Source organism: Pseudoalteromonas sp. CO325X (genome assembly GCF_004208955.1).
Taxonomy (GTDB): domain Bacteria; phylum Pseudomonadota; class Gammaproteobacteria; order Enterobacterales; family Alteromonadaceae; genus Pseudoalteromonas; species Pseudoalteromonas ruthenica.
The window spans coordinates 16,801-28,822 of sequence record NZ_SGPG01000019.1 but is presented as its reverse complement, the minus strand read 5'-3'; the positions used below and the strand labels follow the sequence as shown (position 1 = coordinate 28,822).

The 12,022-nt window shown below is 47.9% G+C and carries 18 protein-coding genes; 14 read left to right on the top strand and 4 right to left on the bottom strand.

What is annotated here, in order from left to right; all coding sequences use genetic code 11:
- Positions 1 to 31: 31 nt before the first annotated feature.
- The 4 genes from EXT46_RS09635 to EXT46_RS09620 all read left to right on the top strand — a co-directional run bounded on the left by EXT46_RS09635 (position 32) and on the right by EXT46_RS09620 (position 2,244).
- Positions 32 to 421 (top strand): DUF393 domain-containing protein, encoded by a 390-nt coding sequence (locus EXT46_RS09635; protein WP_130146940.1) that lies wholly within the window; start codon positions 32 to 34, stop codon positions 419 to 421.
- Positions 400 to 1,110 carry an SDR family NAD(P)-dependent oxidoreductase gene (locus EXT46_RS09630; protein ID WP_130146938.1) on the top strand — a complete coding sequence of 237 codons (711 nt, stop codon included), beginning with the start codon at positions 400 to 402 and terminating at the stop codon, positions 1,108 to 1,110. The genes EXT46_RS09635 and EXT46_RS09630 overlap by 22 nt, the downstream gene beginning before the upstream one ends.
- Positions 1,111 to 1,127: 17 nt before the next feature.
- Positions 1,128 to 1,778 carry a flavin reductase gene (locus EXT46_RS09625; RefSeq protein ID WP_130146936.1) on the top strand — a complete coding sequence of 217 codons (651 nt, stop codon included), beginning with the start codon at positions 1,128 to 1,130 and terminating at the stop codon, positions 1,776 to 1,778.
- Positions 1,779 to 1,842: 64 nt separating this feature from the next.
- A complete protein-coding gene (locus tag EXT46_RS09620; protein ID WP_130146934.1) occupies positions 1,843 to 2,244 on the top strand; it encodes a cytochrome b562 in 402 nt (133 codons plus the stop codon).
- A gap of 16 nt (positions 2,245 to 2,260) precedes the next feature.
- On the opposite strand, the gene EXT46_RS09615 is transcribed toward EXT46_RS09620, so the two are convergent.
- The 4 genes from EXT46_RS09615 to EXT46_RS09600 all read right to left on the bottom strand — a co-directional run bounded on the left by EXT46_RS09615 (position 2,261) and on the right by EXT46_RS09600 (position 4,787).
- Entirely contained in the window at positions 2,261 to 3,343 is a 1,083-nt protein-coding gene (locus EXT46_RS09615; RefSeq protein ID WP_165381098.1) for a substrate-binding domain-containing protein, read from the bottom strand.
- A 110-nt stretch (positions 3,344 to 3,453) separates the two neighbouring features.
- On the bottom strand, positions 3,454 to 3,597 hold the full coding sequence (gene ykgO, locus EXT46_RS09610; RefSeq protein WP_130146930.1) for a type B 50S ribosomal protein L36: 144 nt from the start codon (positions 3,595 to 3,597) through the stop codon (positions 3,454 to 3,456).
- A complete protein-coding gene (locus tag EXT46_RS09605; RefSeq protein ID WP_022945176.1) occupies positions 3,594 to 3,848 on the bottom strand; it encodes a type B 50S ribosomal protein L31 in 255 nt (84 codons plus the stop codon). Before EXT46_RS09605 ends, ykgO begins: the two co-directional genes overlap by 4 nt.
- A gap of 285 nt (positions 3,849 to 4,133) precedes the next feature.
- Positions 4,134 to 4,787, bottom strand: coding sequence for a DUF6058 family natural product biosynthesis protein (locus EXT46_RS09600; RefSeq protein WP_053909342.1), 654 nt, complete (start codon positions 4,785 to 4,787; stop codon positions 4,134 to 4,136).
- A gap of 170 nt (positions 4,788 to 4,957) precedes the next feature.
- Here EXT46_RS09600 and dapA point away from each other — a divergent pair, with 170 nt between their 5' ends.
- The 10 genes from dapA to EXT46_RS09550 all read left to right on the top strand — a co-directional run bounded on the left by dapA (position 4,958) and on the right by EXT46_RS09550 (position 12,020).
- Entirely contained in the window at positions 4,958 to 5,875 is a 918-nt protein-coding gene (dapA, locus tag EXT46_RS09595) for a 4-hydroxy-tetrahydrodipicolinate synthase (protein WP_130146928.1), read from the top strand.
- A gap of 190 nt (positions 5,876 to 6,065) precedes the next feature.
- Positions 6,066 to 6,767, top strand: coding sequence for a beta-ketoacyl synthase chain length factor (locus EXT46_RS09590; RefSeq protein WP_130146926.1), 702 nt, complete (start codon positions 6,066 to 6,068; stop codon positions 6,765 to 6,767).
- On the top strand, positions 6,757 to 7,527 hold the full coding sequence (locus EXT46_RS09585) for a lysophospholipid acyltransferase family protein (RefSeq protein ID WP_130146924.1): 771 nt from the start codon (positions 6,757 to 6,759) through the stop codon (positions 7,525 to 7,527). The genes EXT46_RS09590 and EXT46_RS09585 overlap by 11 nt, the downstream gene beginning before the upstream one ends.
- Positions 7,524 to 7,787, top strand: a complete 264-nt coding sequence (locus EXT46_RS09580; RefSeq protein WP_022945171.1) for a phosphopantetheine-binding protein — start codon at positions 7,524 to 7,526, stop codon at positions 7,785 to 7,787. Before EXT46_RS09585 ends, EXT46_RS09580 begins: the two co-directional genes overlap by 4 nt.
- Positions 7,788 to 7,800: 13 nt before the next feature.
- Entirely contained in the window at positions 7,801 to 8,046 is a 246-nt protein-coding gene (locus EXT46_RS09575; RefSeq protein ID WP_022945170.1) for an acyl carrier protein, read from the top strand.
- A gap of 8 nt (positions 8,047 to 8,054) precedes the next feature.
- A complete protein-coding gene (locus EXT46_RS09570; protein ID WP_130146922.1) occupies positions 8,055 to 8,624 on the top strand; it encodes a hypothetical protein in 570 nt (189 codons plus the stop codon).
- Entirely contained in the window at positions 8,608 to 9,987 is a 1,380-nt protein-coding gene (locus tag EXT46_RS09565) for an AMP-binding protein (RefSeq protein WP_130146920.1), read from the top strand. Before EXT46_RS09570 ends, EXT46_RS09565 begins: the two co-directional genes overlap by 17 nt.
- Positions 9,980 to 10,339, top strand: a complete 360-nt coding sequence (locus tag EXT46_RS09560) for a thioester dehydrase (RefSeq protein ID WP_045979919.1) — start codon at positions 9,980 to 9,982, stop codon at positions 10,337 to 10,339. The genes EXT46_RS09565 and EXT46_RS09560 overlap by 8 nt, the downstream gene beginning before the upstream one ends.
- Positions 10,336 to 11,076 (top strand): glycosyltransferase family 2 protein, encoded by a 741-nt coding sequence (locus EXT46_RS09555; protein WP_130146918.1) that lies wholly within the window; start codon positions 10,336 to 10,338, stop codon positions 11,074 to 11,076. The genes EXT46_RS09560 and EXT46_RS09555 overlap by 4 nt, the downstream gene beginning before the upstream one ends.
- The gene (locus EXT46_RS09550; protein ID WP_130146916.1) at positions 11,073 to 12,020 is read left to right on the top strand and encodes an acyltransferase; all 948 of its coding nucleotides are present in this window, start codon (positions 11,073 to 11,075) and stop codon (positions 12,018 to 12,020) included. The genes EXT46_RS09555 and EXT46_RS09550 overlap by 4 nt, the downstream gene beginning before the upstream one ends.
- Positions 12,021 to 12,022 lie beyond the last annotated feature (2 nt).

Sequence of the window (12,022 nt, the reverse complement as noted above, 5' to 3'; positions counted from 1 at the left end):
CTATGGTGCGTATTTGTTTGCGGAGGTAAGTATGATCACCTTATTCTATGATGCGCAATGTCCACTGTGTGTGGCGGAAATGAGAAAACTAAAACAAGCGGATATACGAGATGAAGTTCAGCTCGTAGATATTCACGATAGTCATACCATGGCCGCTTATCCGCAGGTGCAATTCAGCGCTGCTAATCGTATTTTGCATGCCGTGGACGAACAGGGGCAATTGTACCTCGGTTTAGATGCCACGGTGCGAGTGTGGCGACAAGTCGGCAAGATGCGATGGCTGGCTGTTTTACGCTGGCCGGTCATTAAATGGTTTGCGGATATCGCTTACCGACTCTTCGCTCGTTATCGCCTCCCTGTTTCTCGGTTATTAATGCCTAGTCAGTGTGCGAATAACCAATGTCGCAATCCCAAGTCATGAAACAGGCGTTGATCATCGGCGCTTCCAGCGCAATCGCGAAAGCCCTTATTGAGGAGCTTGAACAGCAACAGGTGGAGGTTACATCGGTTTCGCGTAGTCAACTTGAGCGCAGCCCGCATTCCCTCGTTGACTATGATGATGAGGCTATTAATGAATGGGTAAAGGAGCTCAACGGGCAGCGATTTGACTATATCTACATCTGCAATGGTGTTTTGCATGGCCAAGGCGTGGCTCCAGAAAAATCTTTATCGGCCTTTAATGAACAGCAATTCAATGAAGTGATAAGAGCCAACACCCTCGTTCCCATGTTGTGGCTTAAGCATACACCGGTATTAGTCCCTCGTAATGAACCGTCTGTGGTAACCATTTTTAGCGCCCGAGTTGGCAGCATTAGCGATAACCGATTGGGAGGGTGGTACAGTTATCGAGCCTCCAAGGCAGCACTGAATATGTTAGTGAAAACCGCTTCTGTGGAGGTTCGACGCACCCACAAACAAGCAAAATTCGTGCTGTTTCATCCTGGCACCACGGATACACCACTGTCTAAACCTTTTCAAAAAAATGTTCCCGAACACAAGTTGTTTACGCCTGCGTTTGTGGCTCAGCGGCTGCGCGAGCTCACTTTGGAAACGCAGGACTTACCTGAGTGTGGCTACTTTGACTGGGACAAATCTGCTATTCAATTTTAATTATTAAGAGCGTTTTTATGCATTTTAGTAAACACGACATTGAGCAGATGCCATCGCGGTATCGCGCTCATTTTATTAACTCTTTGTCTGGCTATAAAAGTGCCAATTTAGTGGGCACTGCAGATCATCAAGGTCGGCATAATCTTGCCATTGTCAGCTCAGTGGTACACCTAGGGGCGCAGCCCCCGCTGGTGGGGATGATCATGCGCCCGGATGTGGTCGAGCGCCACACTCTGGCCAATATTCGGGAAACCGGTTGGTACACCTTGAACCAAGTTCACCAGTCCTTTTGGCAGCAGGCGCATCAAACATCGGCCAAATACCCAGCAGGTGAGAGTGAGTTCTCAGCCACTGGCCTCACTGCCGAATTTATTGCTGATTGCCCCGCGCCCAGTGTGGCCGAGAGTCAGCTTTGTTATAGCGTTAAGCTGCTAAGCGAGCAGCCAATAGAGTACAACGGTACCATCATGTTGATCGGTGAAATCGAACAGGTGGTACTTAAGAAGCCGGCCTTGTTTGAAGATGGCCATATCGACCTCAACAGCTTGCAAACGGTCGCGGTGGCGGGGTTAGATGGCTATCATGTGGGTCACGCTCTGGGGCGCTTACACTACGCCCAGCCAGACAGTGAACCGACAGTGCTTGAGGCGAAGTGTAAAGGGGATTGAGAGGGCGCTTGTGTCCTGTCGATGCATCGGTACAATAGCGACTCAAAAGACAAGAGATGTAACTATGTTGCCATTACTAAAGCGCTTCGGCGCCCTTATTTTATTTACTTTGCCATGTTTGTCCCAGGCTCAATCTCAGCAGATCGACCTTGAAGCGGTGATGAAAAACATGGGCCATAGCTACAAACAAGCAATGAAGGCGCAGCAACCGACAATCATGAGTAATGCTCTGAAGGACCTGAAAGAGCGTGTACAAGAGGCCAAACGAGCGCGCTTCTCAAAAGCAGCAGAGCAATCACAACAGGGGTTGGATAAGGTGCTTGAGCGTATAGCCTCGGCTGAACAACAACTTGCTCAGGGGCAACTTGAGGCTGCCCGTGAAACTCTCAAAGACATCGATATGCTGCGTAAAAAGTATCATGAGCTGCATGAACCGCCAGGCTTCTGGGAGCTATTGTTCGGCTAACGATTAATACTCGTTTTTAAGGGCAGCGCGATGCTAAGCATTGCGCGAGGTTAGATAAAGTGAAATCTAACGGTTGCGCTGCAGTTTTGCTAAACCGAGTAAAGTCGATATCCCCTAGTCCCTTATTGTGCAACGCATTAATAAGGGGCGTAAATTGCGGATCATTGGCGGCGAATATTGGGTAATTGGCATCAGAGCCGAAGGGCCGCTCAAGTATATGGGCGTCGTAAAGAGCAATAAGCGCAGCGGCTCCTAACAGTACATGCCCGCCGACAGATACATCTGCACTGACATTGCTTGGGACCTTGTCCCAATTGATACCGCCGATAACAGGCTGCGTCTCTCCCCGAGCATTACGGGCAGCACGCACAACACCGTTGGCGATGGGGTCATTGGCCGCCCACACCATATTAATTTCTTTGAACCGGGCTAAGGCTCGGATACTTTTTCGAAACCCTTCCTCTTGAGACCAATTAGCGACATCGCTGTGTACTAACTTAATATCGTGGTGCTGGCGTAAGAAAAGTTCTAAGCCATGCTTGCGGCTGATTGCCGAGTCAGTGCTGTAATCTCCATGCAGAGCTAATAAGTTGAGGGTTGTGCCATGAGCAAAGCGCGACTTCGCAATGTGGTATAAAGCATTTGCCAACTGATAGCCTGCGTCGAAGTTATTGGGGGCAAGATAACCAATGAACCATTGTGGTTTAGTTTCTAACACCTCGTCATCTGGGGCGTTAAATATAAACAAAATAGGCTTAGTGATCTCGGGAGCGCCGTTGAGCCACTGTGTTACCGCCTTTTTTTCGTCAACCACAACAAGGTAGTCGGCATCACTGCTCATTGCTTGGCGTAGCTGCGACTTCATTAAGATGTGGTTTCGGTTGGCGTAACTCACCGTCAATTCGATATTTAAATCCTCTGCGACGCTGTTCATGGCGGAGCTCACATCACGCCAAAATAAACCCGTGGCATTATTAAATTGATGACCGGGATTCACAAAGTAGACTTTTAGCGCTGGTGATGCCGCTTGCGCCTCGACTTGGGGGCTGATAAAGGCGAGGGCGATATAACAGAGCAGTGTAAACAGAAGATACTTCATCGTGACCATGCAATAGCGGAAGAGGTTTAAGTGTATGCATAGGGCCACAAACAGTAAAGTTTAGACTGGTACGTAAACAGTCAATTGGTTATTTACGCACCAATTTTATATTATTTGCGGTTTTTGCCGCCTTTTCCTTGCACTGCTTTAAAGCGAGGGTTGGTTTTGCAAATAACGAATACGCGGCCGCGACGTTTTACCACTTGTGTACCGGGGCGACTCTTGGCGCTTTTTAAAGAGCTCAATACTTTCATTTTCTTGCTCCTAAGCCTTTAAAACGACGGTTAAATTGGGCAATACGGCCATCTTTACCTACGGCTTTTTGTTTGCCGGTGTAGAAGGGGTGAGACGCACTAGAAATATCAATAGCGACGTAAGGGTAGGAAACGCCATCAAGGGTTACAGTTCTGTCTGTATGAATGGTTGAACCAATCACAAAGTATTGATCAGCTGATGTATCATGGAAGGCCACTTTTTGGTAGCGAGGGTGAATATTAGGTTTCATAGCAATACCTCCTTAATTATGTGATAACATATCACATTGTTAATGTTTGTTGCAACTAATTCTCATTTGCTTGGCAAGAATGTGCTTGACGTGTTTATTACAACGCGCAGGTCAGAAGCCGTGCACAGTGATGTTTAGTATTAAAGTGCTGAGCTAGTAGAGGCGGGTGCGTTATTTTGCGCCCTGATTGGCAAATACATAGGGCTGAGCACGCCAAGTTATATAAAGGCGTACTGGCCTCACACTATTATTTGTTGGCGAACCACGTGATGTCGCACAGCCACTCTACATTTTTACTGATAAATCGTACTTCATGGTCAATTTATCCAGGTAGCGAGCACGCAAAGACTGGTCATATTCATGACTTGGCGGCTGAATCAACACTTTGGAAAACTGTTTCATAATAGGGTGTAACTGTTGACGTTGGGTTTTGTCGAGAGCCTGAGCAGTGAGTCCTTCAGTAATAGTATCAATACTATAACGCAATGCATCCATTTGCATGATTTCTTCTATTTGCCCATTGCGAGTTTGTGTACCGAATTGGCCAGTGAGAAATTGTTGCCAAAGGTGGGTGAGCCGCTCGTCAAAGTCTTCGGTATAACTTTCATCAATAAATACGCCGTCTTGTTGCAGGTTTTGTAACGCCCCCTGCGCACGTTGAGCAAATAGAATAAATGCCGTACTAGCACTTTCAATATCGGACTTTTGCAGCTGTCTGCCCCAATCTTGCATAGCTACGGGATAATACTGCCAAAATACTTGGCAGGGAAAGATCCCTTGGTAAGAGTGGCACTGAATACTGTTCTCAAGGCTATAGCTGGCCTGAGGAAATATGCGTAAGTGTTGCCAGTGTTGTAATTGTTCTTGCTCTACACCGAGCAACTGACACAATGACTCTTCGCGGTAGTAGAACTGTTCAAGGTAGTCGAGTAGATGCATTGGTAAATTCAGGTGACTGTATATATGTACAGTTATTGTGGTTCAAATGCAATTCAGATGCAAGGTGTATAATTTGCTAGCATAAACACGTCAATCAGTCATAGACATCTGCCATTGCGACGATGGATATGATTAAATGTTGCTATAAAAGAATAAATGAGATTATTTCTATGCGCTCAATGGAAAAAATACGCCAAGCTCGTGTGATCACGGCGATAAAAACGCCTTATACACAATCGGGTGAGGTGTGCCTATCCACCTTCGATAAACTAGTTGAAAGACAAATCGCCGCTGGCGTTGATGGTATTGTGGTCGGCGGTACTACGGGTGAAGGTCAACTGATGAATTGGGAAGAGCACTTGATGCTTATTGCCCACAGTGTTTCGCAGTTTGCAGATAAGTTATTGATAGTGGGGAACACTGGCAGTAACAACACCCGCGAAGCGATTAAAGCAACCACCTATGGGTTCGCAACAGGGATGCATGCATCGTTGCAGATTAATCCTTATTATGGGCGTACCTCTGAGGCGGGGTTGAAGGAGCACTTTAGCCGCCTTCTTGATATTGGCCCTGCGTTTATTTACAACGTACCTGGGCGTACGGGTCAGGATTTGACTCCTGATATTATGACTCCGCTTGCAGAGCATAAAAACTTTGTCGGCGTTAAGGAGTGCGGTGGTAATGAACGTATTGCCGCCTACGAGCGCCAGGGCATTGCTTGCTGGTCAGGCAATGACGACGAAGCGCATGATGCGATCCATGAGTTTGATGCTCACGGTGTGATTTCAGTAACAACTAACCTGATACCTGAGTTATTTTGCGATTTGATGCGCACACCACAACCGCAGCGCAATGAGGAGCTTAAGCCGCTCATGCAGTGGCTGTTTTGCGAACCCAACCCGGTTGCCATCAACACCGCGTTGGCGATGACCGCAGCGGTTAAACCGGTGTTTAGACTTCCATATGTGCCACTGAGCGAGCAGCAGCAAGCCCAAGGTCAGGCGCTCATGGCGCAATTGCAACGCGGTGAGCTAGTTGGCGACGCGCAGCCGCGAATGATTGATAAACAGGACGTCGTGTATATCTAAAGCAACCAAGCCCAAAGCTAGAGTGCGCGTTGCGCACTCGCCATTCACTTCTTTGTTGAGAACCTGCAATAGCCGTGGCACCGCATGGACACTTCACTCCCTTAACCTGCAGTTAATTAGTGCTACATTTTTTGCTATTTAAATAACAATCCAGTACTATTTGCGCCCTTGTGGAAAACGGACTTTAGCGATGAAGTGTGCTGTTGAAAAGTTAGCGATGTATGTGCCGCCGACGGCTGAGGTCAAAGACCCAGCAATGACAGACGTTATTGCTTCTTTGGCAACAATCAACAGCGACATTGATGTCAGCTGGGTGAAGCCGATGCAGCGCCGGCGTCTGAGCTTATTTGCGAAAATGGCGCTTAGCTGTGCCAATATGGTTAATACAGATGCACACGCAATGCCTGTTGTGTTCTCCTCGCGTCATGGCGATTTACATAAAACGTCTGACTTACTCGAGCAATTAGTTGAACAGCAGCCATTGTCGCCAACTCAATTTGGTCTTTCCGTACACAATGCAGTTTCCGGTTTGTTATCAATACTAACAAACAATACCGCTGCAGTAAGTGCGATCGCAGGTGGTCGGAGCACTTTCTCAAGTGCGCTCATCGAAGCTTACTTGCAGCTACACAGTGGTGATACTGAGCGAGTTTTACTTCTTCATGTGGATAGGGCACTCCCTGACATATACGCCCAATACGCTGACGAAGAACAGGTGGAACATTGTGTTGCCTTAGTACTGAAAAAAAATATCAATGGGCATGGCTATGACCTTCAAGAGTTGCTTGATGCTCAACCAGAACCGTCTTTATCGGCGCTACGGTTTGCGCACGCCGCAATCCACAATCAGTCGATAGATGTAGGAAAGTGGCGTTGGCATTATGCTCAGTAAACTGAACTATTGTTGGCGTGTGCTGGGCACTGGTTTTTGTTTCAGTGTCTTTGGTCTTGGCGGTGTTGTGCTCAGTGTATTGGTCTTCCCGCTACAGCGTGTGTGTTATCACGACCCACATGTGCGTCAAGCTCGGGCTCGAAAAGTGGTGCATTATAGCTTTCGCTTCTTCGTGGCATTGATGGATACCTTGGGCGTTATTGGTTTTCACGTGTATGACAAACAGGTGCTGAAAACGCTAAAAGGGGAGTTGGTGTTGGCTAATCACCCCAGCCTCATTGACGTAGTGGTGCTGATATCTGCCATTCCCAATGCTGATTGTGTTGTTAAAGCCCACTTATTTAAAAACCCGTTTATGCGTGGGGTGATAAAAAGCACTGGCTATATAAGTAATGCCGACCCACAAGGTCTGCTCGAAGATTGTGAGCGCTCTTTAGCACAAGGTAATAATCTCATTATATTTCCGGAAGGTACGCGCTCTCAAGGTGGCAACCTAAACCGTTTTAAGCGTGGAGCGGCAAATATTGCTTTACGAGCACAATGTCCCATAAGGGCGGTGTTAATTACAATGCAGCCGAGCACCTTAACTAAAGGGGTGCCTTGGTATCGAGTGGCGCCCGTGAAAGCGCACATGCATCTGCAAGTTGCCCAAGAGCAGCCGCAGCCACGGCTGCAAGATGAACAACCGGTAAGTGTGCAATCGCGCGCGCTGACTCGGTATTTGCAAACCTATTTTCATAACCAAGTAGAAAAATTATGAATGAGTTAAAATTACAACTAAAACAACTAATTATAAACAGTTTAGACCTGGAAGATGTCAGCGTTGATGACATTGATGACAGCGAACCTTTGTTTGTTGACGGCCTTGGTCTAGATAGCATCGATGCTTTAGAGCTCGGCTTGGCGATTAAAAAAGAGTTTAATGTGAAAATTGATGCCAATTCAGAGCAAACCAAAGCGCATTTTGCCTCAATTAATGCGCTCGCTGAGTTTATCGAACAATCCCGCAACAACACCTAAGAGTGAAGAAGACATGAAAACCGCTGCTGAAATTTACGACGTATTACGTGGCATTTTAGAAAACGACTTTGAAATTGAAGCCGATGATATCTCCATGCAAGCCAGCTTGTATGAAGATCTCGATCTCGATAGCATTGATGCCGTCGACTTAGTCGTGAAGCTGCGTGAAATCACCGGTAAAAAGATCGAACCTGAAGCCTTTAAGCAGGTACGCACGGTATCGGATGTGGTTGACGAAGTACATAAACTAGTCGCTTAAGGCACCTCATGCTCAAAGCAATTATTAACACGCTGCTGTCTATTTGTTTGCTGGCTTACCCTGTATTGGTGTATCTCGGTTTATCCCAAGGATATAGTCAACAAATCATGTGGCTGTTATTGGCTTTGCTTATTATTCGTGCCGCTTTGAGCTTGCGTATTCAAGTGCTGGGTGGCTGGCTATTACCCACTTCCGTGGCAGGCGTTATTTTAGTGGCCAGTGCCTTAGTGAGCGCACAGCCTCAGCGACTGCAATGGTATCCGGTGATTGTTAATCTTGTTATGGCGGCAGCGTTCGCTTATACACTGGTGCATAAACCCAGCATGATAGAACGCTTTGCAAGACTGCGCGAGCCACAATTAAGCGACCAAGGCGTGCGTTACACCTATCGAGTGACGCAAATATGGTCCGTTTTCTTTGTGCTCAATGCGGCTCTTGCTGCCTACACCGTGCTACTAGAAGATATGGTGCTTTGGACTGTGTACAATGGCTTAGTCGCCTATATGGCGATGGGCATTTTGGGTGGCGGTGAGTTTGCTTATAGAATGTGGTTAAAGAGCAATGGACAGCTTAAATAAATTAATCGACCTATTGGCGCCAAATTGTGCCAGTGACGAGAACGCCTTCATCACTGCTGATACACTGATTAAGCGTATCAATGCGTTTAGCGCACATTATAAAAAGCTAGATATGAGCACAGCGGTGGTGCTGTACCACAGCGACAGCGTTGAATTTTTTATCCGCCTCATGGCGTTAGCACAAACCCCCATAGACATTATCTTACCGCCTAATGCGCAACCGCAGACCCTGGTGAAAATGCGTCAGTTAAGCGCATTTTTTTGCGGCGAACACAGTGCAGCCTCTGAAGGCGGGTTTAGCTATATTGATGAGGCGCTCGACGATACGTCCAGCTCATCATTGGCCGAACAGCGCAATGACGATATCTATTGGCCGAATGATAAAATAAGCGGTCGGTTGATCTTCTTTACCTCAGGAAGCAGTGGGCCTGCGAAAGCCATATACAAAACTTGGACAGCGATAAATCGCGAGCTCAACACACTCGAGCAAACCTTTATGGCTCGCCTTGCTACTGACTCACCACGGTTTGTGGCTATGGTGTCCCATCAGCATATTTACGGTTTACTTTTTAAAGTATTATGGCCCGCCCGTTTCGGCCATTGCTGGCACGGACCAATGTTCCACTATCCTGAGCACCTAGCGCAGTATATTGATTCCCAAGCGCCTAACAACTGGGTACTGATTGCCTCCCCGGCGCAGTATTCGCGGTTAGTGCAAGATAATGTCCTCGGTGGCAAGCGCAGCAATCTCGCACTGCTATTTTCTTCCGGTGGACCGCTAGAGGACAGCGACGCAACACACTTGTATCAGCAGTTCGAGCGCGCCATTATCCAAGTGTATGGCAGCACAGAAACTGGTGGCATTGCTTATCGCCAAGTCAGCACCAGCGGCGCTGTGCCTTGGCAGCCGTTCCCAGGTGTTGCCTTGGGGCGTCACAACGGACAACTAACACTAAAATCGCCATTATTAGACGAGCCAATGCGCTTAGATGACAAAGTTCAGCTGTTAAGCAACGGCGAGTTTATGCTTTTAGGGCGCGCCGACCGCACTGTTAAAGTGGCGGAAAAGCGGGTGAACCTAGTGGGTATGGAGGCCCGACTAATAGCTCACCCCTGGGTCAAGCATGCGGCCATTATGCAGTTAAGTACGGGTCGCCTCGGCGCGCTTGTGGTGCTCACTCGCGAGGGCCTAGAACAGTTCGAACAATGTCCGCGTAAACATATTAGCCAAACCCTAAAAGTGCACCTTGGTCTAGAATTCGAAGCGGTCTGTTTGCCGCGTAAATGGCGCTATCTGCAAAGCTTACCCTACAACTCACAAGGCAAATTAGTGCCCAGTGAACTGGAGTCGTATTTTGACTGATTTTAAAGTCACTCACCCCGATATTGTTGGCGTTGATGAGCAAGCGGATGAGGTATTGCTAACCTTATCGCTTGCGCCCCAGCTTGATTACTTTAAGGGCCACTTTCCCGATGCGCCGATTTTGGCCGGGGTGGTGCAACTGGATTGGGCCATCCACTATGGACGCAAATATTTTGGCTACCATAATGCGGTTGAAAATGTCGAAGTCCTCAAGTTTCAGGTGGTCATGACCCCAGGGCTGGAAGTGACCCTAGCGCTTGAGAAAAAAAGCGAGCATAAGTTCACTTTTCGGTATTATTCGCACAAAGGCCAGCATGCCAGCGGTCGTATTGTGTTTGCGAGTGACGCATGAAACTGTGCATTGTGATCCCCAACTATAACCATACGCAGGTGATTGCCGATGTCATTGCTGAACTTGAGCCTATGGGCCTGGATATTGTGATGGTGGATGATGGCAGTGCAGTTTCAGCACAGCGTTATTTGCAGCAGTTAAACGAGCGCTTTGATTGTTTACATTTACTTAGGCACCAGGTTAATGGTGGCAAAGGCGCGGCGGTGCAAACCGGACTGCGCTGGGCCTATGCTCAAGGGTACACTCATGCCTTGCAAGTAGACGCCGATGGTCAACATTGTTTGGCCGATATGCAAAAGCTTATCGCTAAAGCCAAGGCTCACCCCCATTGCCTTATCAGCGGTCGTCCGGTGTATGATGAGTCGGTGCCCAAGCATCGCTATTTAAGCCGCTATATCACCCACTTTTGGGTGTGGGTAGAAACCCTGAGCCTGTCGATTAAAGACTCCATGTGTGGCTTTCGTGTTTATCCACTGGCCCCGTGTATCGCCTTGTTTGATAGCCGTGCCTTGGGGACGCGTATGGATTTTGATATTGAGGTCATGGTGCGTCTGTATTGGCGAGGTGTTCCTTCGCTGTTTATCGATACCCAGGTGATCTATCCAGAGCAGGGCGTTTCACACTTTCAGCCGCTGCACGATAATCTCAAAATTAGCTGGCTGCATACGCGATTATTTTTCGCCATGCTGCCTCGGTTACCTAAGTTATTGCTGCGCAAACCCAGGGTAGACTCATGAGCCAAACACATTGGTCGAAAATGCAGGAACGCGGCAGTTATTGGGGCATGCAGTTTTTATTGGCGGTCTACAAGCTCTTTGGTCGCAAGGTGCTGTGGGTGTTTCTTTTTCCTGTGGTGTTTTACTTTTACCTTACCGGGGGCAAGGCGCGCGCAGCCACAAAGCAGTACTGGCAGAATTTACATGGGTACAACAGCAACCAGCCACCGTGGCGTTTTGGCACCGGGCTAAAACATTTCTGTACCTTTGCCGATAGCGCCTTTGATAAAATAGATGCTTGGTTAGGTCGCATTAGCCCAGCGCAAATCAATTACCGTAATCAGCATTTGTTTGATGATTTAGTGGCGCATAAGCAAGGGGCTATTTTTATTGGCTCCCACCTGGGAAACTTGGAGGTGTGCCGGGCGTTAGGTATGCGCCATAGCCACTGCGTAATCAATGTGTTGGTGTTTACCCATCATGCAGTGGAGTTTAACCGCACCTTGCAACGCATTAACCCCAATGTCTCAGTTAACCTTATCCAGGTGAGTGAACTCGGTCCGGACTTGGCGATTTTACTAAAATCCAAGGTCGAGCAGGGAGAGTTTGTGGTTATCGTCGGTGATAGAACCAGCACCACGGCAATCGGGCGCGTGCAATATTGTCCTTTTTTAGGCCGCCCCGCGCCGTTTGCGCAAGGGCCTTTTATTTTAGCCGCGTTACTGGAGTGTCCCATTTATTGGCTATTTTGCATGCGCAACGGACGCGGCTTTGATGTGCACTTTAACAAATACAGCGACGGCTTGTCGTTACCGCGCAAGAGCAGGCAACAGGCGCTGGAGAAAATAATCCAAGATTACGTGCAGGAGCTAGAGACTGTTGTGCAGCAGTACCCTTACCAATGGTTTAATTTTTTTGATTTTTGGCAGCGTGATGAGCACAGCGCGCGCCACAAGGAGAGCTAATT